Source organism: Pseudomonas sp. LRF_L74 (assembly GCF_965644255.1).
Classification (GTDB): Bacteria; Pseudomonadota; Gammaproteobacteria; order Pseudomonadales; family Pseudomonadaceae; genus Aquipseudomonas.
In genome coordinates this window covers 614,917-638,320 of sequence record NZ_CBFFRH010000002.1, presented here as the reverse complement: position 1 = coordinate 638,320, position 23,404 = coordinate 614,917, and the positions used below count along the sequence as shown (strand labels likewise).

General features: G+C 62.9%; 22 protein-coding genes. 15 read left to right on the top strand and 7 right to left on the bottom strand.

The window, feature by feature from the left end; all coding sequences use genetic code 11:
- Nucleotides 1-238: 238 nt before the first annotated feature.
- From ACSZPK_RS07785 to ACSZPK_RS07755, 7 genes are all read left to right on the top strand, one after another.
- On the top strand, nt 239-556 hold the full coding sequence (locus tag ACSZPK_RS07785; RefSeq protein WP_437880860.1) for a DUF883 family protein: 318 nt from the start codon (nt 239-241) through the stop codon (nt 554-556).
- 3 nt (nt 557-559) lie between these two features.
- Nucleotides 560-952 carry a phage holin family protein gene (locus ACSZPK_RS07780; protein WP_437880859.1) on the top strand — a complete coding sequence of 131 codons (393 nt, stop codon included), beginning with the start codon at nt 560-562 and terminating at the stop codon, nt 950-952.
- Nucleotides 949-1,266: a hypothetical protein gene (locus tag ACSZPK_RS07775; protein ID WP_437880858.1), complete on the top strand. Its 318-nt coding sequence runs from the start codon at nt 949-951 to the stop codon at nt 1,264-1,266. The genes ACSZPK_RS07780 and ACSZPK_RS07775 overlap by 4 nt, the downstream gene beginning before the upstream one ends.
- 79 nt (nt 1,267-1,345) lie before the next feature.
- A complete protein-coding gene (locus ACSZPK_RS07770; RefSeq protein ID WP_437880857.1) occupies nt 1,346-2,509 on the top strand; it encodes an EAL domain-containing protein in 1,164 nt (387 codons plus the stop codon).
- 95 nt (nt 2,510-2,604) lie between these two features.
- Nucleotides 2,605-3,936 (top strand): deoxyguanosinetriphosphate triphosphohydrolase, encoded by a 1,332-nt coding sequence (locus ACSZPK_RS07765; RefSeq protein WP_437880856.1) that lies wholly within the window; start codon nt 2,605-2,607, stop codon nt 3,934-3,936.
- Nucleotides 3,937-3,940: 4 nt separating this feature from the next.
- Nucleotides 3,941-4,999 (top strand): FUSC family protein, encoded by a 1,059-nt coding sequence (locus tag ACSZPK_RS07760; protein WP_437880855.1) that lies wholly within the window; start codon nt 3,941-3,943, stop codon nt 4,997-4,999.
- 36 nt (nt 5,000-5,035) lie between these two features.
- Entirely contained in the window at nt 5,036-8,020 is a 2,985-nt protein-coding gene (locus tag ACSZPK_RS07755) for an HD domain-containing phosphohydrolase (protein WP_437880854.1), read from the top strand.
- Nucleotides 8,021-8,070: 50 nt separating this feature from the next.
- On the opposite strand, the gene ACSZPK_RS07750 is transcribed toward ACSZPK_RS07755, so the two are convergent.
- Nucleotides 8,071-8,412, bottom strand: coding sequence for a YggL family protein (locus ACSZPK_RS07750; RefSeq protein WP_437880853.1), 342 nt, complete (start codon nt 8,410-8,412; stop codon nt 8,071-8,073).
- 265 nt (nt 8,413-8,677) lie between these two features.
- Here ACSZPK_RS07750 and dacB point away from each other — a divergent pair, with 265 nt between their 5' ends.
- The gene (dacB, locus tag ACSZPK_RS07745) at nt 8,678-10,114 is read left to right on the top strand and encodes a D-alanyl-D-alanine carboxypeptidase/D-alanyl-D-alanine endopeptidase (protein ID WP_437880852.1); all 1,437 of its coding nucleotides are present in this window, start codon (nt 8,678-8,680) and stop codon (nt 10,112-10,114) included.
- A gap of 28 nt (nt 10,115-10,142) precedes the next feature.
- Here the strand turns inward: dacB and rlmKL are convergent, their stop codons facing one another.
- The gene (gene rlmKL, locus ACSZPK_RS07740; RefSeq protein WP_437880851.1) at nt 10,143-12,320 is read right to left on the bottom strand and encodes a bifunctional 23S rRNA (guanine(2069)-N(7))-methyltransferase RlmK/23S rRNA (guanine(2445)-N(2))-methyltransferase RlmL; all 2,178 of its coding nucleotides are present in this window, start codon (nt 12,318-12,320) and stop codon (nt 10,143-10,145) included.
- Nucleotides 12,321-12,728: 408 nt separating this feature from the next.
- On the opposite strand from rlmKL, the gene rmf reads away from it, so the two are divergent.
- The gene (gene rmf / locus ACSZPK_RS07735) at nt 12,729-12,944 is read left to right on the top strand and encodes a ribosome modulation factor (protein ID WP_437880850.1); all 216 of its coding nucleotides are present in this window, start codon (nt 12,729-12,731) and stop codon (nt 12,942-12,944) included.
- Between the two features lie 80 nt (nt 12,945-13,024).
- Here the strand turns inward: rmf and ACSZPK_RS07730 are convergent, their stop codons facing one another.
- Both ACSZPK_RS07730 and ACSZPK_RS07725 read right to left on the bottom strand, forming a co-directional pair.
- The gene (locus tag ACSZPK_RS07730) at nt 13,025-14,050 is read right to left on the bottom strand and encodes a quinone-dependent dihydroorotate dehydrogenase (protein WP_437880849.1); all 1,026 of its coding nucleotides are present in this window, start codon (nt 14,048-14,050) and stop codon (nt 13,025-13,027) included.
- A gap of 77 nt (nt 14,051-14,127) precedes the next feature.
- Nucleotides 14,128-14,346 carry a DUF2835 domain-containing protein gene (locus tag ACSZPK_RS07725; protein ID WP_437880848.1) on the bottom strand — a complete coding sequence of 73 codons (219 nt, stop codon included), beginning with the start codon at nt 14,344-14,346 and terminating at the stop codon, nt 14,128-14,130.
- A gap of 147 nt (nt 14,347-14,493) precedes the next feature.
- On the opposite strand from ACSZPK_RS07725, the gene ACSZPK_RS07720 reads away from it, so the two are divergent.
- A complete protein-coding gene (locus ACSZPK_RS07720; protein WP_437880847.1) occupies nt 14,494-15,387 on the top strand; it encodes a DUF6685 family protein in 894 nt (297 codons plus the stop codon).
- 71 nt (nt 15,388-15,458) lie between these two features.
- On the opposite strand, the gene ACSZPK_RS07715 is transcribed toward ACSZPK_RS07720, so the two are convergent.
- Entirely contained in the window at nt 15,459-15,797 is a 339-nt protein-coding gene (locus tag ACSZPK_RS07715) for a ribonuclease E inhibitor RraB (protein ID WP_437880846.1), read from the bottom strand.
- 202 nt (nt 15,798-15,999) lie between these two features.
- The gene (locus ACSZPK_RS07710) at nt 16,000-18,051 is read right to left on the bottom strand and encodes an LTA synthase family protein (RefSeq protein WP_437880845.1); all 2,052 of its coding nucleotides are present in this window, start codon (nt 18,049-18,051) and stop codon (nt 16,000-16,002) included.
- A 243-nt stretch (nt 18,052-18,294) separates the two neighbouring features.
- On the opposite strand from ACSZPK_RS07710, the gene ACSZPK_RS07705 reads away from it, so the two are divergent.
- The 5 genes from ACSZPK_RS07705 to ACSZPK_RS07685 all read left to right on the top strand — a co-directional run bounded on the left by ACSZPK_RS07705 (nt 18,295) and on the right by ACSZPK_RS07685 (nt 22,550).
- Nucleotides 18,295-19,287 carry an alpha/beta fold hydrolase gene (locus ACSZPK_RS07705; RefSeq protein WP_437880844.1) on the top strand — a complete coding sequence of 331 codons (993 nt, stop codon included), beginning with the start codon at nt 18,295-18,297 and terminating at the stop codon, nt 19,285-19,287.
- Nucleotides 19,288-19,628: 341 nt separating this feature from the next.
- A complete protein-coding gene (locus ACSZPK_RS07700; RefSeq protein WP_437880843.1) occupies nt 19,629-19,895 on the top strand; it encodes a hypothetical protein in 267 nt (88 codons plus the stop codon).
- Nucleotides 19,896-20,150: 255 nt separating this feature from the next.
- On the top strand, nt 20,151-21,149 hold the full coding sequence (locus tag ACSZPK_RS07695) for a GlxA family transcriptional regulator (protein WP_437880842.1): 999 nt from the start codon (nt 20,151-20,153) through the stop codon (nt 21,147-21,149).
- A 10-nt stretch (nt 21,150-21,159) separates the two neighbouring features.
- Nucleotides 21,160-21,390, top strand: a complete 231-nt coding sequence (locus tag ACSZPK_RS07690) for a DUF1272 domain-containing protein (RefSeq protein WP_437880841.1) — start codon at nt 21,160-21,162, stop codon at nt 21,388-21,390.
- Complete coding sequence (locus ACSZPK_RS07685; RefSeq protein WP_437881014.1) at nt 21,390-22,550, top strand: MFS transporter; 1,161 nt, start codon at nt 21,390-21,392, stop codon at nt 22,548-22,550. Before ACSZPK_RS07690 ends, ACSZPK_RS07685 begins: the two co-directional genes overlap by 1 nt.
- A 105-nt stretch (nt 22,551-22,655) precedes the next feature.
- Here ACSZPK_RS07685 and nfuA read toward each other — a convergent pair whose 3' ends face one another.
- Nucleotides 22,656-23,240: a Fe-S biogenesis protein NfuA gene (gene nfuA, locus ACSZPK_RS07680; protein WP_437880840.1), complete on the bottom strand. Its 585-nt coding sequence runs from the start codon at nt 23,238-23,240 to the stop codon at nt 22,656-22,658.
- Nucleotides 23,241-23,404 lie beyond the last annotated feature (164 nt).

The window sequence follows — 23,404 nt, the reverse complement described above, 5'->3', positions numbered from 1 at the left end:
CCATTTCAATGCGAAAGTTTGTCAGCGAGGAATGATCTTGAAATTTATTTTCTTTTATTTTCAATGATTTGAAACGAAAAACGGGGCGCCTTCCGGCAACCCGGATCGCCCCATTCATGCGCGGTCGAACCATGAAACGCACCACGAAAATGCAAGTGCTGTACCAGAGATTTCTGTTGAACCATACTCGGGGGGCTTACTCCTAGCTTCAGCACATTCGTAACCTGGAGAACGACCGATGGCGCGCAAGACTTCGACCCCGCGTACGCAAGACGATCTGGTAGCCGACTTCAAGGCCCTGGTAGCGGATACCGAACGCCTGCTGCAACACACTGCGGAACTGGCTGGCGATCAGGCCGACGAACTACGCGGCCAGTTGCTGGAAAACCTGGAGCGTGCCCGCGACTCGCTGCGCGTTACCGAAGAAGGCCTGCGTGAGCGCGGTCGCCAAGCGGTTGACAGCGCCGAGAGCTATGTACAGCAACACCCATGGCAGTCGATCGGCGTGTCCGCTGGTGTCGGCTTTCTCCTGGGCCTGCTGTTCTCGCGGCGCTGACCGATGAGCGACGGCACGGAGCCAAGCCCGCCACCAGCGGGCCAGTCACCGTCGATCCCACGCCTGAGCGCAGCCTTCCTCGGGCTGCTGCATGGTCACGTCGAACTGTTCGGCATCGAACTGCAGGAACAGAAAGCCAACAGCCTGCGCATCCTGCTATTCGCCGGTTTTGCGCTGGTCTGCGGCCTGTTGTTGCTGCTCAGCCTATCCGTACTGGTGCTGATCGCACTGTGGGATAGCTATCGCCTGCAAGCGATCATCGGTCTATGCCTGTTCTACGCTGTAGCGACACTATTCTGCGCATTGCGCCTGAACAGCGTACTCCGGGATGAAGCCTCGCCCTTCAGCGCCACCCTGGAAGAACTCTCCCGCGACCGCGAGCAATTGATGCCATGAACCTTCCAGAGCTGCCCCGCAATGCCTCCAGGCAAGAGATGCGCAAAGCGTTGATCCGCATGCGCCTCGAACTGCATCGCCAGGAACTGCGCCACGAGACCAACCTGGTACTGCGTCCGATCCGCCAGGCCAAGGGCATGGCATTGGCTTTGCCGCAAAGCCTCGGTCTCAAGCACGCTCCATTATGGGGCGTGGCCGCCGCCACCGCGGCCGGTTTCTTCGCCGCACGCAGTGGCGGCCTGCAAAGCTGGATCACTCATGCCAGCCGCTACTTGCCATTCATCACCCGCTATCTGAACAACCGAAAACCCTGAACTGGCCACATTCTTGCTTTGCCCGACGGGCCACCCTGTAATTCGGTGGCCATGTGACATTCAGACTAAGGATGTATCCGTGATCGACGGGCAACCGCTCGCCAGCTTCCAACCTTTCATCGACACCGCAACCGGCCGTATCGCTGGCGTCGAGGCATTGGGCCGTCTACGCCAGGAAGACGGCAGCCTGCTCTCCGTCGGCCCTCTGTTCACTGATCCGCGCATCTCGCCCACGGCGCTCAGGCGCCTGGATCGCAGCATTCGCGAAGATGCCTTGCGCCGTTTGCGCGAAGCACCGGAGGACTGGTTTCTCAGCCTCAATATCTCGCCACGCTGGATCAGCCGCCTGCGCCCCAACCAGACGCTACCCAGCCTCAAGCAACTGAAGGAATCAGCGGTCGCGGCCGAGCGCATCGTCTTCGAGATCACCGAACTGGGCGGCAGCAGCCAGAAGCTGTACGACGTGGTAGCCCGTTATCGCCAGGCTGGCGCCCGCATCGCCATCGATGATTTCGGTGCCGGCTACTCGCAACTGGATCGAGTGCTGGCCTTGCAGCCGGACATTCTGAAACTGGACATGCGCCTGTTCCAGGAGGCGGCACGTGGCGGTCCGAGTGGCGAAGTGGTCAAGGCCCTGGCGCAGATGGCCGAGAAAACCGGTTGCTGGATCATCGCCGAAGGCGTGGAAACCGAGGCCGAACTGGACTTCGCTCTCGAGTGCGGCGCCCGCTACGTCCAAGGCTATCTGTTCGCCAGGCCGGAGCTGGAGTTCTTCGCCGCCGATGCATTCGTCGCCGAGTTCGCGCGCCTGCGCGACCGCTATGTGCAGAGAAAGCTTGCTGAGCGCGCGCGCCTGATGAATCTGCGGCAACAGCTCGTCGAACTGATGAACCTGCTGAAGCCCTGGGCCGAAGGCCTCGCCAACGTCGATGCCCTGCCAAGCCTGACGCAATACCCCTGGTTGTTGCGCATCTACCAATGCGACCGCCATGGCACCCAACTGACCCCCAACACGGAACGCGGCCAGGACGGCTGGAAAGAAGACACCCGCTATCTGGAACACAATTGGTCCTGGCGTCCCTACTTCTATCAACTGCTGGCGGAAGGCTGGGAAGAGCGTCGCTTGACCCTGTCTAGCACTTACCGTGACGCGACGACCAACCAGTATTGCCTCACCGCTGGACAGTTCATCGCCGGTGGCAGCCGCCTGTTACTGCTCGATATCGATGCCGCGGGCCTTTGATTCGACCGGCATGAGCGCTGCTCGACCATCGGAGTGCTTGCAGGGCGGAGGCGGAAACGAGAAGCTACGGCGCATCCCACCGGCGAGGACAGCCCTTGGACTGGCAAACCCTGCTTACCCGCGAACGCCTTGGCAAGCCCGCGCACAGTTCGGACGAATTGGGTCGTAGCCCGTTCCACAAGGACCACGACCGCATCATCTTCTCCGGTGCGTTCCGCCGCCTGGGACGCAAGACCCAGGTCCATCCGGTCTCCAGCAACGACCATATCCACACGCGCCTGACCCATTCGCTGGAGGTCAGTTGCGTCGGCCGCTCGCTGGGCATGCGTGTCGGCGAGATGCTGCGTGACGCGCTGCCACAGTGGTGCAGCCCCGCCGATCTCGGCGTGATCGTGCAGTCGGCCTGTCTGGCCCATGACATCGGCAACCCGCCGTTCGGCCATTCCGGCGAAGATGCCATCCGCCATTGGTTCCAGCAGGCCAGTTCGCGTGGCTGGCTGGATGCGATGAGCGATGCCGAGCGCCTGGACTTCCTCAATTTCGAGGGCAACGCCCAGGGCTTCCGTGTTCTCACGCAACTGGAGTACCACCAGTTCGACGGCGGCACACGCCTGACCTACGCCACCCTCGGCACCTATCTCAAGTACCCGTGGACCGCGCGCCATGCCGAGGCCCTCGGCTATAAGAAGCACAAGTTCGGCTGCTACCAGAGCGAACTGCCGTTGCTCGAACAGATCGCAGCCAAGCTCGGCTTGCCGCTGCTCGAAGAACAGCGCTGGGCTCGCCATCCACTGGTCTACCTGATGGAGGCGGCTGACGATATCTGTTATGGCCTGATCGATCTCGAAGACGGCCTGGAAATGGAACTGCTCGACTACAGCGAAGTGGAAGCACTGCTGCTCGACCTGGTCGGCGACGACCTGCCGGAAACCTATCGCCAACTGGGCGCCAGCGACTCACGCCGACGCAAGCTGGCGATCCTGCGCGGCAAGGCCATCGAGCACCTGACCAATTCGGCCGCTCGCGCCTTCGTCGCCCAGCAGCACATCCTGCTCGAGGGTGGCCTGCACGGTGACCTGGTCGAGCACATGCATGGCCCGGCCAAGGACTGCGTGCAACGAGCCAAGGCCATCGCCCGGGAAAAGATCTTCCAGGACAAGCGCAAGACCCTGCACGAGATCGGCGCCTACACCACCCTGGAGATCCTGCTGAACGCTTTCTGTGGCGCGGCGCTGGAACAGCATGGCGGGCGCACGCCATCGTTCAAGAACCGGCGCATCCTCGACCTGCTCGGGCACAATGCACCCGACCCGCAGTGGCCGCTGTACAAGGCCTTCCTGCGCATGATCGACTTCATCGCGGGCATGACCGACAGTTATGCAACGGAAATGGCGAGGGAAATGACCGGCCGCTCCAGCCCGGTGTAATGCAATGAACAATCTTCTGCGGCAAGCACTGAACTGGCACGCGGGGCCGCCCGCCTGGGGTCCTGCGATCATCGCCGGGCTGGGCTGCGCCCTGCCCCTGGTGCTCGGCCTGTTCAGCGGCCATCCGGGCTTTCTCTGGGCCTCGGCCGGCGCCTTCCAGGCCGCCCAGGCCAATCCGCTGCATCGCTTCGGCATGCTGCGCATGCTCCTGCTGACGCTGCTCGGTGCCTGCAGCGCGGGGTTGGGCTACTGGTCCGGCAGCCATCCGCTGCTCAGTCTCGGCCTGTTCGCCGCCTACGGCTTCATGCTCGCCTGGCTGCAGCGCCTCGGCGTGGAGGCTGGCAAGCTGGGCATCGGCCTGGCCGTCTGCCTATGCCTGGGACAAGGTCAATACGGCGTCGGCAGTTTCAGGAACCCGGATGCGGTTGCGGCCCTGTTCATCCTCGGCGGACTCTGGGTCGCCCTGCTCGCCTTCGGCCTGCGCGGCGTACACGGCCTGCGTACGTGGCCGCACATGCCGCGCCTGGTGGCCATTCTCAAGGTGATGATGAAGCATGCCAAGCGCCTGCCCGAGCAACGCTGGCGCCTGCACGCATTGCGCTGCACCCTGGCCTTCGCCCTCGCCGGCCTCATCGTCAACCTGGCAGCGCTGCCACGTGGCTACTGGCTCACCATCGCCCTGATCGGCACCTTGCAACTGGAATTCAAGGTCAGCCTGGTGCGGGCGCTGCAATCCTGCCTGGCGAGCCTGTGCGCCGCAGCGCTGCTAATCTACTTCGGGCACAGCCTGCAAAGCCCGCCGCTGATGGTCGCGACGATCCTGCCGCTGATCGTCCTCAGCCGGGCCTTCCAGGCCCACAACTATGGTTTGTTCGTTCTGCAAGTCACGCTGAGTTTCATGCTCTTGACGGAAAGCCTGTCGCAGGACTGGCACCTGGTCCAGACTCGCCTGTTCAACACCCTGATCGGCGTGGTCCTGGCCATGTCGGTGGCACTGATGATCTACGGCCTGGAGCAATGGCTGATCCGGCGACAGGAGCGCAAGTCGGTTTCAGACGCCTGAGCAAGCATGCGCTGTGCATATTAAGGGAATGAGGACATGCCGTTGAAAGAGCGCCGTTTTCCGTTCCACGTCCACATCAGTGTGCTGCTTACCCTGTTGCTGCTGGCCACGGGCATGGTCCTCGGCTTCTTCAACTACCGGCAGACCAGCCAGATCATCCTGTCCGGCAGCCAGCAGTTGTTCGGCCAGATCATCGAAAACGTCGAAGCCGACCTGCAGAATACCTATCAGCCGATCCGCCACTTGCTCGACCTGCTCCTGCTGGATGAACGCATCCAGGGCAGCGATACACGACAGCGCCTCGCGCTGCTGCCGGTGTTTACCCGCGCGCTCAACGATAATCCGCGCCTCTCCTCGCTTTATCTCGGCTATGCCGACGGCGATTTCTTCATGGTCCGGCCGTTGCGCAACGAAACCCTGAGACGCACCTTAACACCTCCCGAAGACGCGGCTTACCAGGTCTGGAGTATCGAACATGACGATTCCGGGCAGATCGTCTCCAACTACCTCTACTACGACAGCCGACTGAACGCCCTGCCGACCAGCAGCAATCCCGCTGAGCGGTACGACCCACGCACACGCAGTTGGTACCGTACAGCCTTGGGCAGTAACCGGCAGATCACCACTGAACCCTATGTGTTCTTCTCCTCCGGCGATATCGGCACCACCCTGGCCGTACCCGGTCGCAACGGGACGGTACTGGCCGCCGACCTGACCCTCGCCGACCTGTCGGCAACCCTGGCCCGGCATCGCATGACCCCCTCCACCGAACTGGTCCTGTACCGGCCGGATGGCGCTGCGGTCGCCTACCCCGGCCTGCCCCGGCAGTTGCATCGCGTCGATGACCGGGTCCACCTGACCCCGGTTCGGCAACTGAGCCCGGTACTCGGTACGCTGTTCGAGCGCGGCTTGCAGAATGACCGACGCGGCAGCATGCGCTTGGGCAACAAGGACTGGCAGGTCGCCTATACGGAACTGGCCGAAGGCGGCCCGAATGGCCTGCGCCTGGCGGTGCTCGCCCCAGAAGAGGAGTTACTGGCGGATGCCCGGCGCATTCGCTGGCAAGGTGCGGTGCTGACGCTCGCCCTGCTGCTGTTCTGCGTGCCGCTGGGCTGGTTCATGTCGCGCCTGCTGGTACGACCGTTGCGGGCACTGGTCAGTGAGGCCAAGGCAATCCGCAACTTCGACTTCTCGCACCCCGCCGCCGGGCACTCCCTGGTGCTCGAAGTGGACCAACTGGCGGTCGCCATGGGCCACATGAAGGACACCCTGTCCAGCTTCCTGGAAATTACTTCCAGCCTCTCCGCCGAAAAGCGTTTCGATACCCTTCTGCAGCGTATCCTGCGAGAAACCACGGGCTTCAGTGAAGCCCGCTGCGGCCTGCTCTATCTGCGTGACGAACAGAGCGGCGCGCTGACGCCCCACGGCCTGTTCATCGATGGCGAACTGCAGAGCCTTGCCCAGCACCAGATCGTCGCCTATCCGGCAGGCAGTGAATACGTGCCTGAATGGCTCGCACAGGTGGCGAACGGCGGTAGCACGCAAATCATCGACCTAGGTTTCGACCAGGCCCATGGCTTGCGCGGGCTGCTGCATGAACTCGACAGCCCGCGTGTCCACCTGGCCGCCACCGCCCTGCGCAACCGCCAGGGCGAGACGCTCGGGGTACTGGTGCTGGCGCATCCGGATAGCGGCGAACTCCCCACTGCCTTGCGCCCGGAACGCATCGCCTTCGTCGAAGCGCTATCCGGCGTGGCAGCGCTGTGCATCGAAAGTCAGCGCTTGCTGGATCAACAGAAAAACCTGCTCGATGCCTTCATCCAGTTGATCGCTGGCGCCATCGACGCCAAGAGCCCCTACACCGGCGGCCACTGCCAGCGGGTTCCGGAACTGACCTTCATGCTCGCCCAGGCCGCGGCGGCCAGCGACGAGCCGCCCATGCGCGACTACCAGCCGACGGCCGAGGACTGGGAAGCCCTGCACATCGCCGCCTGGCTGCATGACTGCGGCAAGGTCACCACCCCGGAATACGTGGTCGACAAGGCCACCAAGCTGGAAACCCTGTATGACCGCATCCATGAAGTGCGCATGCGCTTCGAAGTGCTCAAGCGCGATGCGCAGATCGACTACTGGCGAGGGCTGGCCAATGGCGAGGCCGTCGAGCACCTGGCCCAGGCCCGCGATGAACTGCTGGCGACCCTGGACGAGGAGTTTGCCTTCATCGCCCGCTGCAACCTGGGCGCAGAAACCAGTGCCGATAGTGACCTGCAACGTCTGCGGCGTATCGCCGGGCGTACCTGGCAACGCACACTCGACGACCGTATTGGCGTCTCCTGGGAAGAGCACCAGCGCCAAGCGCGCACACCTCCGAGCCCGCTCCCCGTGCTGGAACCACTACTGGCCGACAAGCCCGAACACATCATCGAACGCCCGCCGCACGAGATCATGCCAAGCGACAACCCCTGGGGCTTCAGGCTCGATCCGCCGCTGCACAAGTTCAACCGTGGCGAACTCTACAACCTTGGCGTGAGACGCGGCACCCTGACCCGCGAAGAGCGTTTCATCATCGGCGACCACATGGTGCAGACCATCCGCATGCTCAGCCACCTGCCCTTTCCGAAGCATCTGCGCAACGTGGTGGAAATCGCCGGAGGGCATCACGAAAAGATGGACGGAAGCGGCTATCCGAAGCGCCTCAAGCGCGAGCAGATGAGCCTGCCGGCACGGATCATGGCGATCGCCGATATATTCGAGGCGCTGACGGCCATCGACCGCCCCTACAAGAAAGGCAAGACCCTGAGCGAAGCGTTGAGCATCATGGCCAGAATGTGCCGGGAAGCGCACATCGACCCGGACCTTTTCGCCCTGTTCGTCCGCGCCCGCGTGCCGGAACTGTACGGGCAACGCTTCCTGCGACCGGAGCAACTCGATCAGGTAGACGAAGCGGCAATCCTCGCGGATGCGGGAATGCCTGAAAACGAAAAAGCGCGTCAGGCACAAAGGCGGACGAAAGATGCATGAATGCCCTTTAGTCCGGCCTCCGTCCGCAGCGCTTTTGCTTGAAGGCGGGATCAGGCCTGGTTGACCGGATTCTCCGGATACCACACATCCATCAACTGGCTCAGGGTGAATTCGCGCAGCTCGCTGCGGCTCTTCAGCCAAGCCTCGATCTGGGCGCGCTGCTCGGCGCTGACCGAGCCACGCTTGGCCAGGCAGACAAAGCCGTAGTCGTCACCGCCGACATAACCGAGGCCGTTGCCTTCGATGGCATCACGCAGGAACTCGTCAACGAACGTATCGGCCTGCTCGGCGGACAGCCCTTCGTTGAAAGTCAGGGTCAATTCGCAGCCCAGCTCCTGGAACTCGTCCACACAGAGCTTCTTGCGCAAACGACGGGAACGGTTGGTGGCCATGTAAAACTCCTAAAGCACTCATTCAATGACGGGCGGCACTCTAACAGAGAGTCGACGCCTGCGCATGAAAGAGCGTCTTGGGCCAGCCAGGGCAAACGCTTTTCGGACTCCTCGCGGGGCTTTTTTCGCTCTGACCCGTGGCTTGTGGCTTGCGGCTTGAAACAGCTCCTTCATAATGCGCAACATTTCTCATTATCCAGCGTGCGGCGTTGCTCACGGCGCCGCATTTCCTATCGCCCTTCATCTCTATATCTCGGGCCTGCCAATGATCAAATCGTTTCGCTCCATCGCCATCGCCAGCCTGCTTCTGCCACTCGCCCTTCCTCTCCACGCCGCCACCGTCACCACCCTGTCGCCGAAGATCCAACAGGCGCTGACGGCCAACAAGATCAGCCCCGCCAGCCTTTCGTTGATGGCCGTACCGCTCAACGGTCCCGGCAACACCGTCATCTACAACGCCGATGTCTCGGTCAACCCGGCCTCGACCATGAAACTGGTCACCACCTATGCCGCTCTGGAATTGCTTGGCCCGACCCACCAGTGGCGTACCGAGTTCTACACCGACGGGCAGCTCAAGAATGGTGTGCTCAATGGCAACCTGTACCTCAAGGGCGGTGGCGATCCCAAACTGAACATGGAAAAACTCTGGCTGCTGATGCGCGACCTGCGCGCCAATGGCGTGCAGCAAATCACCGGCGACCTGATTCTCGACCGCACTCATTTCAACCTGCCACAGCTGCCAGTGTTCAACGATGACGGCGGTGACCAGAACAAACCGTTCCTGGTCGGCCCCGACTCCCTGATGGTCAACCTCAAGGCCGTGCGCATGATCGTTCGCGCCGAAGGCGGCAAGAGCATCGTGCAGATGGACCCGCCGCTGACCAATGTACGCATCGACAATCAACTCAGAGTCGGCCCGGCCGCCAAATGCCCGGCATGGCCGGACGTGCGCTTCAACCCGGTGACCCAGTTCGACGGCACCAGCCTGGTGGTGACCGGCAAGATAGCCGAAGGCTGCTCGGGACAAAGCTACCTGTCGCTGCTGGACCACGCCGGCTATACCGCCGGAGCGGTACGGGCGATCTGGAAGGAACTGGGCGGTAGCATCATGGGCGCAGACCGCAGCGGCGAGGTGCCCGGCAAGGCGACACTGATCGCGCGCGCCTACTCGCCCGACCTGGCCGAAATCATCCGCGACATCAACAAATACAGTAACAACACCATGGCCCGGCAGCTTTTTCTCAGCATCGGCGAGAAATTCCGTGACAAGGCCGACGCCGACGATAGCAAGGCGGCGCAGCGCGCCATCCGCAGTTGGCTGGCGCGCAAGAACATCACCGCACCGCACCTGGTGATAGAGAACGGCTCCGGGCTGTCGCGGGATGAGCGCGTCAGCGTGCGCGAGATGAACACCATGCTCCAGGCTGCCTGGCAAAGCCCCTATGCGGCGGAATTCATCTCCTCGCTGCCCCTGGTGGCGATGGATGGGACCATGCGCAAGCGCCTGCGCAAGACCGGCATGGAAGGCCAGGCGCACATCAAGACCGGCACGCTGAACAACGTACGCGCCATTGCCGGCTTCAGCCGCGACGCCAAGGGCACGACCTGGGCCGTGGTCGCCATCCTCAATGACCCCAAGCCCTGGGGCGCGTCGGCGGCGCTGGACCAGATCCTGCTGGATATCTACCGCCAGCCGCGCTGAGCCACCATTGCCCAGCGCATAGCCAGCATCAAGCGCGCGCAGTGATCCGCCAGGCGCGGTGGATCTTTGCATTACGGGCGAAATCCTGATCCAGGGTTTCGCCGCTGATTTCCTCAACCCCGTAGCGCGCCGCCAACGCTTCCGCGAGCTGGAATTTGCGGAAGTTGTTGGAGAAATACAGCACGCCGCCAGGCGCCAGTCGGTTCATCGCCAGATCGAGCAGTTCGACGTGGTCACGCTGTATGTCGAACACGCCTTCCATGCGCTTGGAGTTGGAGAAGGTCGGCGGATCGATGAAGATCAGGTCGTATTCGCCCCGGTCGTCAGCCAGCCAGGCCATCACATCGCCTTGCTCCAGGCGCTGCTTGTCCGAGAAACCATTGAGCGACAGATTGCGCCGCGCCCAATCCAGGTAGGTCTTCGACAGGTCGACGCTGGTCGTGCTGCGCGCGCCGCCCTTGGCCGCATGCACGGTGGCCGTGGCGGTATAGCAGAATAGATTGAGGAAACGCTTGCCCGCCGCCTCCTTCTGGATACGCAGACGCAACGGTCGATGGTCGAGAAACAGCCCGGTATCCAGGTAATCGGTGAGGTTGACCAGCAAGCGCACTCCGCCCTCCTGCACCTCCATGAACTGGCCCTGGGTGGCCTGGCGCTCGTACTGGCGGCTGCCGCTCTGGCGCTCACGGCGCTTGATCACCACCTTGTCCTGGGCAATACCGAGGGCTACCGGGATCGCCGCCAGCGCGTCGAGCAGGCGAGCCTGGGCCTTGTCCGGGTCGATGGAGCGTGGCGGCGCGTATTCCTGTACGTGAACCCAATCGCGGTAGAGGTCGATAGCCAGCGCGTACTCCGGCATGTCGGCATCGTACAAGCGGTAGCACTCGATCTGCTCGCGACGCGCCCACTTGCCAAGCTGCTTGAGGTTCTTCTGCAGGCGGTTGGCGAACATCTGCCCGCCCTCCGAGAGCCTGGCCGGCTCGCTCGCCACCGCTGCGCTGGCCGAATCGGCGCCGCGTCGCTCCCCGGTTACGAACTGCTCGGGCAACACCTTGAACAGCAGCAACTTGCACGGCAGCGCGCCGTTCCAGAAGGCGTATTGCTTATGGCTGCGCAGGCCCATGCGCTTGCCCAGCTCGGGTGCACCAGTGAACACCGCCGCCTCCCAGTTCAGGCAGCTCTGGCGCAGACGCTCGCCCAGATTCTGGTAGAGATAGAGCAGGCTCGCCTCGTCTCCCAGGCGTTCGCCGTAAGGCGGGTTGCTGACCACCAGGCCACGCTGGTTCTGATCCGGGCGTGGCTCGAAGGTCGCCAGCTCGCCCTGGTAGATCTTTACCCAGTTACCGAGACCGGCACGCTCGATGTTGTTGCGCGCCGGCTGGATCAGGCGCGGATCGGCTTCGTAGCCACGAATCCACAGCGCGGGCTTGGCCAAGCCATCTGCGGCACGCTGTTCGGCTTCGGCCTGCAGCTTCTTCCAGAGCGCCGGCACATGGCCGAGCCAGCTGGAAAAACCCCAGCGCTCGCGCCGCAGGTTGGGGGCGACGTCCGCCGCCATCAGGGCGGCCTCGACGAGGAAGGTACCGACGCCGCACATGGGGTCGGCCAGCGCGCCGCCTTCGGCAGCGATGCGTGGCCAGCCAGAGCGAATCAGGATCGCCGCCGCCAGGTTCTCCTTGAGTGGTGCCGCCCCCTGCTGCAGGCGATAGCCACGCTGGTGCAGGCTATGCCCCGAAAGATCGAGTGACAGCACCGCTTCGCCACGATCCAGGCGCAGGTGGACACGGATATCGGGATTGAGCTTGTCCACCGAAGGTCGCGTGCCATCGTCACGGCGCAGCACATCGACGATGGCATCCTTGACCTTCAGCGCGCCGAAATGGGTATTGTCGATGCCAGAGCCATGGCCGCTGAACTCCACCGCCAGGCTGCCGGTCGCCTCCAGGTGTTCCGCCCAGTCGACGCTTTTGACGCCCAGGTACAGGCTTTCGGCGTCCTGCACCGGGAAGCGCCGCAACACCAGCAACACCCGGTTGGCCAGACGCGACCAGAGGCACAGCCGATACGCCACCTCCATGCTGGCAAAGCCCCTGACCGCGGCAGTCTGCTCTCGCACTTCTTCCAGGCCCAGGCCGGCAGCCTCTTCGGCCAGCAATCCTTCCAGGCTTTTCGGGCAGGTCAGGATCAGTTCGTAACGGTCCAGCATGAATCACCTAATCGTTTCAGGGGCAGTCGGGCTGCCCGGCATGTGTGACACAAGGTCGCGAAGCAACCCTTTGTCGGAATAAGTACAACCCGCAATCGCGAGTCTTTCGCAGTGGCAATGTGCCGTTCCATCCGACACAACCCCCATCACAAGGGGCCTGGCTGCCTGAACATGAGCGACGTAGAGCGAAAGCTTATGGCCCATACAGATGGGAGGTTACTGCGTTATGACAAAATGATCATTCACAGCGCCTGAACCATTCGCTAGAACTCTCTCCAGGCCGTTGTCGCAATGATAGCGGCAGGTGATCGCCACGCCGGCAGCGATCCGAACGCAGAACCCTGTTTCTGCACCGGTCCCCAAGCGGACCCACAGGACATAACAGTCAACAAGTGAGGGCAATACCCTATGAGAAGACTTAAGCGTGATCCTTTGGAACGAGCTTTCTTGCGCGGTTATCAGCACGGCATACACGGCAAATCCCGCGACTTGTGCCCTTTCACCCATGCTTCCACACGGCAGGCCTGGATCAACGGCTGGCGTGAGGGTCGCGGCGACAACTGGGACGGACTGACCGGCACGGCCGGCATCCATAGACTCAACGAACTCAACGCCGTCGGCTGACCAGGATCACCCCCGACTTCACCATGCCGTCACATCCAGGCGGCGGGCGCAAGCCCAAGGGCTCCCACAGGGAGCCCTTTTTATTTCCCTGATGCAGACGCGATGGCATCGACCGATTCGCGAATCAACGCCGGCCCCTTGTAGATGAAACCCGAATAGACTTGCACCAGGCTGGCACCCGCGGCGATTTTCTCGGCCGCATGGCGCCCTTCAGTGATGCCACCCGCCGCGATGATTGGCAGGCGGCCGGCCAGCTCACCGGCCAGCACCGCAACCGTATGGGTGCTCTTTTCCCGCACCGGCGCGCCAGACAAACCGCCGGCCTCATTGCCGAAGGGCAATCCCTCGACACCTTCGCGACCCAGTGTCGTATTGGTGGCGATCACCGCATCCATGCCGGTCTCCAGCAGGGCACGGGCGACTTCCACGGTTTCTTCGTCGGTCATGTCCGGGGCGATCTTGATCGCCAGTGGTACGTGCTTGCCATGGGCAGCGGTCAACTGCTCCTGGCGCTGGCGCAGTGCCGCGAGCAATTGCTTGAGCGAATCGCCGAACTGCAGGCTGCGCAGCCCGGGTGTATTGGGCGAGCTGACGTTGACCGTGACATAACTGGCGTGGGCATAGACCTTGTCCAGGCAGATCAGGTAATCATCCACCGCGCGCTCGACTGGCGTATCGAAGTTCTTGCCGATGTTGATCCCCAGCACACCCCGGTAATGCGTGGCCTTTACCCGCTCCAGCAGATGATCGACCCCCAGGTTGTTGAAGCCCATGCGATTGATCACCGCCGTCGCCTCCGGCAGGCGGAACAGGCGCGGCTTGGGGTTGCCTGGTTGCGGACGCGGGGTCACCGTGCCGATCTCGACGAAACCGAAACCCAGTTGAGCGAAGCCGTCGATGGCATCGCCATTCTTGTCCAGGCCAGCAGCCAGACCCACCGGATTGGCGAACTCCAGGCCCATGACCGTCACCGGCAGGCTGGCCGGCGCGCGGCACAGCAGCTTGTTGAGCCCCAGGCGACCGCCTGCCCCGATCAGGTCGATGGACAACTCGTGGGAAGTTTCCGGGGACAGCTTGAACAGCAGGGCGCGGGCCAGGTCATACATGACGAATCAGCTCGGAGTCATAAAATGCGGGCCGCGATTATAGCCACCAGGCCACACTCAGAGCGAGGCGCTCGACATCAGAGCGGCCGCAGTTCGAGCAATTCACCCTGATTATTGAACTCCAGCTCGAAACTGCCATGGATTCCATCATGACGCAGGAATGGCTTAAGGTGATGGGCCGGCAGGCTGACCTTGCGCCCGTCGCGGCTATGCAGCAATACCCGATTCGCCCGCCCCTGGTAGACCGCCAGAAAGCGTTCTGTGGTCAGGGCGATGTCCAGGACCAGACTCGGCATGGAGGCTACCTCATTGATGTTCGTTGAAATCTTGCCATACGTCGTTCGCGCCATGGCACGCCAAATGATCGCGTCCAGATGGATGGATGCACTTGCAGCCGGCCTCTGCCACACTACTCTCCGGGCTCATGGAGTACGCAGCGAGTCATGACCACTTCCAACACCTCCGGCACGCTCAGCTCGAAACTTTCGGCGCTGGTTCAGCGCTTTGGCTTGAGCGAGCGTGTCTCGCGCATGGTGTTCGAACGCTCGCGTCAGTTGCAACTACCATTTCGCGCGCTTCCGCCGTTCAAGGAGTGCATCTGGTGGCACGAAGGCACGCCTCTGCATCGCCTGGCGAACCTCCCCCGCGACGCTTTTTCCGGGCCGGTGCAAGAAGACAAGGCCGCCGCCCGCGCCGCGCTGATGCCGGTCATCGAAATGCATGAGGAACATGTCGAGCAGCTCGACCTGCGCCGGATCGACGGCCTGTGCGCGCCGCGTCCCGCCGACGTCGATGCCGCCCATGAAGCCAGCCTCGACCTGTTCGCCGCTGGCCCCTGCTGCCGCAAGGTGCGCATCATCAGCTACAAGGATTTCCTGCGCAGCATCGGCAAGGCACTGCCACGCTTCGCCGCCGGCGAGGCCGTCGAACTGCGCCAGGCCGACTGGCGCGGCGGGCGCCTGTTCTGGACCGGCGAGCAACATATCGAAGAATTCGCCAGCGCCCTCGCTTACGCCCGCCTGCGCGGCCTAGAAACCAACCTGCCGGCAGTCATCAGCCGCTACAGCATCAGCACGCCAGGCCTGGCCCAGTTGCGCCAGCGCTACCACGTACTGGCGATGCCGAGTGAGGCCTGGAGCGACCCGGCGTTCATGGGCCTGCTACTGGACAATGGCCTGCCCTATGCACGCCTGAACCTGCTGCGCATGCCAGGTGCTCCGGAAATCCTCATGCTGCCGAAAACCACGCCGGCATCGAACGCGCTGGGCGAAGGTCTGCGCCTCACCGGCGCACCTGACGTGGCCAGCTATCTCGAAGACCTGCTCGAGGCTCGCTAGGGCAAACAGATTGTGCACAGGTTCTAACGAAAACGGCCGCCATCGGGCGGCCGCATCTGCGCGATCGATCGTCAACAGGCGTGATGCACCTCCTGCGTGACGCCCCAGCCATCGAGTACCCCATCCAGCGGCGTGACCAGGGATTCGAGGTCCTGCTCGAAGTCATCGATACCGGCATGGGTCGCATACATCACCTTGCTCACCATCAGGTGCCAGGCTCCGTCCTCCCGCGGATGCACCTGGGCGTTGAGTGATTCGCCACGAAACTGTCGTGCGGCTTTCCTGGCCCGCGTCTCGTCCGGGAAAATGGCATGGAACTCGATCGGATGTACCCGTGCAAAGTCGAACCCGCCCTCCTTCATCCGCAACAGAACGTTGGTGCTGACATCATCTTGGAAGATTGTGCCCATGGTACGACCTCCTCTCAGGCGATGGATCGAACGCGGTCGCTGCTGCGACCTCGCGACACCGTACGCAGCCGGTGCCGCCCGAGAACCGGTGGTGCAAGTCCGGCCTGTCACGTCTGGTCTCAAGTACACCAGCATTGCTAGCTTAGCCTCACTGCTCGGCCCTTGCGCCTGAGCTCAAGGACCGGACGACAGATGGAGCCTATCACTCATTCTTGCGACCCACTGCGCCCGTGGTGTTTTCCAGCAGGCTTTGCGTGGCGATTTGCAGGAACGACTCCAGGCGTTTCTGCAACTGCGCCTGCTGCGGGTCGCCCTGGACCTTCTCGACCGTAGCGTTGGCGCCCAGCCGATAGTTGTAGAGACGCGGTTCTAGCCCCTTGGGCTGGATCAGGATCTTCGAGCCACTGACAATGGCCACCGTCTGGTCGCTGCCTGACGGCTTGATCACGCCCTCCCCCTGGTCGCCGTCAGGCAAACCGAGGATATCGCGGCCCCAGCACTGATGCTGCACAGCGCCCCCCAGTCGACCCATGATGGTCGGCACCACGTCGATCTGCGTACCGACGGTATCGCGCTGGCTGCCGAACTTGTCCTGGATACCCGGTGCGATCAGCAGCAGGGGTACATTGAAGCGGAACAGGTCCATCTCGGTCAGTTGTTCCGGGCTGCCAAAGCCATGATCACCGACCACGACGAACAAGGTGTCCTTGTAGTACGGCTCGCGCTTGGCCTTCTCGAAGAACTGACCAAGCGCCCAATCGGAATAACGCATGGCGGTCAGGTGCTCGTTATAGGAGCCCTGGTCGGTCACAGGCTGTACCGGCAAGTCTTTCGGCAAGGCATAAGGCGTGTGGTTGGAAAGCGTCTGCAACAGTGCGTAGAACGGTTTTTGAGGGTCCAGCTTGGCCAGTTCTACAGCACCACGATCGAACATGTCCTGGTCGGAAACGCCCCAGGTCGGATCGATGTACACCGGGTCGACGAAATCCTCGCGACCGATGAAGCGGCGCATGCCCTGGTTGCTGAAGAAACCGGACTGGTTATCCCACTGGAAATTGCCGTTGTAGACATACAGGTCATCGTAGCCACGCGCACTGAGCAACTGCGGCAGCCCGGAGAACTGGTGGCCCCCTTCCGGGGTGCGCATCAGGTACTCGAAGCTCGGCAGGTTGGGGAAACAGGCCATGGTGGCGAACATGCCCTGGTGGGTATGGGTGCCATTGGAGAAGAAGCGGGTGAACAGCAGCCCCTCCTTGCTCAGGCGATCGAAATTGGGCGTGATGTTCGCATCGCTGCCCAGCGCGCCGACCCAGCGGCCGGCGAAGCTCTCCATCAGGATCACCACCACGTTGCGGATCGGCAAGGTGCCATCGGCCGGCACAGCATAGTCCCGGCGTACCGCTGCGCTATCCGCGTCGACCAGTGTGTCGTGCTGGCCAAGCAGCATGTCGCGGGTGGTCTGCAACGCCTCGGCTTCAGGCAGGGTGGCCTTCCAGGCGTTGTCGCGATGGTCGGAGAAACTGTTCTTCGCCGCATCCACCAGGGTCAGGGTGCCATTCAATCCCAGGTGGTTGGCGAACATCGAATCAGTGGTGTAGGCATCGCCCCAACGCAGCGGGGGGCCTTGCTTGAGCGTGCCACGGGCGGCGATCACGCAGAACACGACGCACACCAGCAGCACTGGCAGGCGTGCGAACCAGACGGGAAACCTGCCGGCGGCGATACCGCGGGTGGCACGCTCGATCAGCACGAACAACCAGCCCAGAAGCGCCGTGGCCGCCGCCCAGGCCAACAGGTAGCGAACGACCGGGAAGCCGTACCAGATCATGCTCAGGACCGTGTGCAAATCCTCTTCCATGTACTGGAACACCAGGCTGTTGAGGCGCTGGTGGAACTCGCGGTAGAAGTCCATTTCGGCCACGCCGAGGAACAGGGTCAGGCTGGCGAACAGCGTCAGCCAGGCCACTTGCAGTCGCCGTGACGCCATCGCCCGGGGACTCAGCAGGGCCAGCAACAGCGGCGCGCAGGCATACACCACCAGGCGCAGGTCGAAACGCAGGCCATTGCCGAAAGCCTCGGCGAATGCCTGCCAGGGCGTGCTGCCGATCTGCTCATGGTTATAGAGCAGCAAGGCCAGGCGCAACGCCGAGTACATCAGCATGAGCAGCAAGGCGCTACCGAGAGTGAAAGCCAGGTGGCTGGAAATGGAGGGTGGCGTGCGACGGGCTGATTTCGACTGCGGGTTGAAAGGCATGCACAACGATCCGATCAGTGAGGGAATCCGCCAGACACAGCTCCGGCGGCCGGGCGCCGGATGATGAGGCAGGCAATGTGAAATTTCCGTTGAGAAACATCCTCATTCGAAATGGTGGAAATATCCAGCCACGATTACTCGTCACGCGGAACTTTCTACCCGCCCTTTTCTGTCATACAACCTCATCCCCAACGCCTGACCCAGAGCGGCCGGGCCCGGACCTGCCCCGTAAGGATCGCCAGCATGAAACCACTACTTCTCTGCCTTGCCCTGGTCGCCACCGGTACGGCGCAGGCAGCAGCCAACTACGGCGAGCGCCTGGAAGGCTTCGATTACCCCTACCCGCAACAGCGTTTCGATTTCCGCTCCCAGGGCCAGGCATTATCCATGGGCTACATGGACGTACCGGCCGCCGGCAAGGCCAATGGCCGAACCGCCGTACTGCTACACGGCAAGAACTTCTGCGGGGCCACCTGGGACAGCAGCATCAAGGTTCTCAGCGAGGCGGGCTACCGGGTCATCGCCGTAGACCAGATTGGCTTTTGTACGTCCTCCAAGCCCAGGGGCTATCAGTTCAGCCTGAACCAGTTGGCTGCCAATACCCATGCGCTACTCGCAGCCAAGGGAATCGGCAAGGTCACTCTGATCGGGCATTCGATGGGCGGCATGCTCGGTATCCGCTACGCCCTGAGCTACCCCGACGCTGTCGAACGGTTGTTGCTGGTCGATCCCATCGGCCTGGAGGACTGGCAGGCCGCTGGGGTGCCCTACGCCAGCATCGACCAGCTCTATCAGGGCGAACTCAAGACCAGCGCCGAGAGCATCAAGAACTACCAATTGAAGTACTACTACGACGGCCAGTGGAAACCCGAGTACCAGCGCTGGGTCGACATGCAGGCAGGCCTCTACGCCGGGCCTGGCAAGGAGATCGTGGCCTGGAACCAGGCCCAGACCTCGGAGATGATCTTCACCCAACCGGTGGTCCACGAACTGCAGAATCTGCAAGTTCCGACCATGCTCTTCATCGGCGGCAAGGACCGTACGGCACCTGGCGCCAATCGCGCGCCGAAAGCCATCGCCGACACCCTGGGTAACTACCCCGAGCTGGGCAAGGCGGCCGCAAAAGCCATTCCCCAGGCGACATTGGTGGAATTCCCGGCGCTGGGCCATTCGCCTCAGGTGGAAGACCCCGAGGCCTTTCACCAAGCCCTGCTGAAGGCGCTGGGGGCACGCTGATCCTCAACCTGCGGCCAGTTGACAGGTGGGCTGAAGCCCACCCCAACACAGCTCGAACCCCGCAAGAACCTGCAAGTTTGCTCAAAGCCCCCCGCCATTCGTCACCTCGCGCCAAGAATCCATGCCGCCAAGGAACATCGGCCGCGCGGCGTATTCAAAGCAGTGCGAACGCCCCCCGGCACGCTAAATCTTTGTAAAAACCGCAGCATGCGACGTTTTCCTATGTTTTTACGACAACTTGTGACTTTTCTGTCATCTGCCGCCATCAATGCACCACAGGCCGCGGCGAACCAGCCTTGAAGGCCTTCCAGCAGATTGGGCATCCATCGGAGACCAGACCCATGACCACGCTCCGCGTAAACGAAGCACTCCTCATCGCCGGCGGCGCCTTCCAGCCCTTCCAGTGCATCGCCTGGTCGCAACAGCAGGATGGCAGCGGCGAGTTGACCCTGACCGTCATTGACCGCACCAGTACTCGCGTCGGCTCCACCAATATCGACAGCAGTGCCTGCCGCGACCCCAAGCAACTGGCCAGCGCGCTGCTCAAGTCCCGCGAGCAACTGAGCCTGCAGGGCTACCGCCTCGAACCCTGGAGCATGCCGGAGTGATTCGGACACGGCGGGCAGAACGCTGCCCGCCGTGTTGATTACAGCCAGAACCTGATTCTCATGCCCCTTCCGCAACCGGCCGGATAAGCCGAGGACGCCAGCTTCGCTTTTCGCGTCCCCCCCTGGCAGCATTGATAGAGCGCTCTCGGCAGCGACATGGCCAAGGCCTGATTGGCAAGATCCGTGCGATGACTGTCCTTGTGGCCAATCACACCCGGCGCCACACTGCGTCCATCTTCTCGCGAGCGCTTGAACATGGATGCCTCCAGAACCATTGCCTCCCTCATTTATCCGAATGTGATGAGTCTCGACGTGGTCGGGCCTTTGCAAGTCTTCGCCTCGGCCAATGTCGAACGCCAGCGCCAGGGCCTGTCTACGCCCTATAACCTGGTGTTGCTGGCAGAACAGGCCGGCCCGGTACCGACATCGGCGGGCCTACGCCTGATCGCCGATCGCGCCTGGCGCGACGTCGAACCAGGCTTGCTGGATACCCTGCTGATTCCCGGTGGCCTTGGCGAAACCGAGCAATGCCACAACACGCCCCTGCTCGAGTGGCTCGGCCAGGTCGAGCCACGGATTCGCCGCCTTGGCTCGGTCTGTTCGGGAGCGCTGATCCTTGCCAGTGCCGGTCTGCTCGATGGGCGCCGGGCCACCACGCACTGGGCCGATGTCGAAGCGTTGCGCAGCCATGGCCGCATACACGTGGATGGCAACTGCCTGCACACCTTCGACCCGGCCGATGCCGACGACAATCATGTGTTCACCTCGGCCGGCGTGACCGCCGGCATCGACCTTGCGCTGGCCCTGGTCGAAGCGGACTTCGGCCGGAGCCTGGCACTCGCGGTCGCCCGGCGCCTGGTGCTGTTCCTGCGCCGCCCAGGAAATCAGGCCCAGTTCAGCGCATTGCTCGTTCCCGAGCCCAGCCGCACACCGAAGCTGGCCGATCTGCTGGCCTGGATTCCCGCCAATCTGGGCGCCAGCCTCTCGCACGAAGACCTGGCCCGGCAGGCCGGCATGTCTGCGCGCAGCCTGTCCCGCGCCTTCAGCAACGAACTCGGTATCAGCCCCGGCCAATATGTCGAACGCGTTCGCCTCGAAGCCGCGCGTGCCCTGCTTCAGGACGCCCAGGCCTCGATCGGCACCGTGGCCCGCCTGACCGGCTTCGGCCATCCGGAAAACCTGCGCCGTACCTTTCACAAACACCTGTCCATCAGCCCGCAGGAATACGCCGAACGTTTTGGCCGCTTGCCCTAGGAGACCGCCCATGCTTGAACTGCGCCCCAACTGCGAACGCTGCGGCTGCGATCTGCCAGCCGACGCCCGTAACGCCTTGATCTGCTCATTCGAATGCACATTCTGCCAGGACTGCGCTCAAGAGCACCTGCATGGTGCCTGCCCCAACTGCGACGGAGAACTGGTCCGCCGGCCGGTTCGTCCGGCGGTGAAGCTGGAGCGTTTCCCGGCTTCGACCACCCGTGTCGGGGGCACGCCATGATGCTGTTGCGCCACCCTGCCTTGCTGAAACTGTTCATCGCCCAGACGCTGTACTGGAGCTGTTCGATGATCGGCATCACCCTGACCGCGCTGATCGGCCTGCAACTGGCGCCGAGCAACAGCCTGGCCAGCCTGCCGCTGGCGCTGCTGGTGCTCGGCAATCTGCTGGCGGTACAACCGCTGTCTTCGTTCATGCAGAAGCGGGGTCGTCGCCCAGGACTGATGCTCGGTGCTGCGGCCGGGGTTATCGGCGGCCTGCTGTTCGCCGCGGGAGTCTGGCTGCAATCCTTCGAACTGTTCTGCCTGGCCGCCCTGCCAGTAGGGGTCTACCAGGCATCGGCGATGTACTATCGCTTCGCCGCCCTGGAGACGGTCGATGCCCAGCACAAAGGGCGCGCTGCCGCCTGGGTGATAGGCGGCGGGGTCTGTGCGGCCTTGATCGCTCCCAGCCTGACCCTGTGGGCGCGTAACCTGCTGCCCACGCCCTTCGTCGGCGCCTACTTGCTGCTCGCGGTACTGGCGCTGCTGGCCCTGGCGCTGCTGGCAAGCCTGCGCGAGGGTGCCGTTCCCGTTACCCCGCGCGGCGAAATAGGTGCCTTGCTGTCCAGGCCGGCGATACGCTCGGCGCTGGCGATTACCGCGATCGGCCACGGCCTGATGATCCTGGTGATGAATGCCACGCCGCTGGCCATGAGTTTCTGCGGCCTGTCGCTGGAGAACGGCGCCCGGGTGATCCAGTGGCACATGCTCGGCATGTTCCTGCCCGCGTTCATTGCCGGCCCCTTGGTCGACCGCCTGGGCGGACGGCGTGTCGCCCTGGCTGGCATCCTCATCCTCGCTGGCAGTTCGGCCATCGCCCTGAGCGGCCAGGCCATGACCCATTTCCTGGTTTCCTCATTGCTGCTGGGGACGGGCTGGAACCTGATGCTGGTAGCCGGCACCACGCTGCTCGGCAGCGCCCATACCGCAGAAGAACGAGGGCGGGCCCAGGGCCTGATGGAGTTGGCCAATGGCAGTGTGGCCGCCTGTGCCTCGTTCGCCTCCGGCGCCTTGATCGCCGGCTGGGGCTGGAGCCCATTGAACCTGGCCATGTTGCCGCTGCTGGTCATTACCCTGCTGGCCTTGCGCGGCGCGAAAGCCCATCAGGGAGTCGCTCTGTGATCCGAGGATCAGCACAACGGCAGCGCAGCCCGTGGACAAAGACTGGAGCCTGAAACGCACAGGGCGACCGAAGTCGCCCTGTTTCATCGCCTCACTGCATGACACTCAGTAGTAAGCATTCTCGCGATTGGTGTGGTCGGTGACGTCACGCACGCCCTTGAGCTCCGGAATGCGTTCGAGCAGGGTCCTCTCGATGCCTTCCTTGAGGGTGTAGTCGGCCTGGCCGCAGCCCTGGCAACCGCCGCCGAAACGCAGCACGGCAATGCCCTCTTCCACCACGTCCACCAGGCTGACCTGGCCGCCATGGCCCGCCAGTCCAGGGTTGATCTCGGTCTGCAGATAGTAGTTGACCCGCTCGTTCAGCGGGCTGTCCTCGTTGACCATCGGCACCTTGGCGTTCGGCGCCTTGATGGTCAGTTGGCCGCCCATGCGGTCGGTGGCGTAGTCGACCACCGCATCATCGAGGAATGGCTCGCTGACCGCGTCGATCCAGGCGGTAAAGCTGGCCAGTGCGACCGGCGTGTCTTCGGCCTTGGCTTCACCAGGCTTGCAGTAGGCAATGCAGGTTTCCGCGTATTGGGTGCCTGGCTGAGTGATGAACACACGGATGCCGATACCCGGCGTGTTCTGCTTGCTCAACAGATCGGCCAGGTAGGCTTCTGCCGCTTCGGTAATGGTGATGGCGCTCATGGTGACTCCTCGCAAACATGCACAAAGTGTACGCCAGTCCCGATGAGGGATAAAGCCCTAGTAATTTAGTAGGAATAATTCTGATTTGCTGGAAAAAGCAGCTGAAAGCCTCGAACTGCACGCAAGAGCCGTTCGCACGGATTCGGCTTTTACGTGCAGCTCGA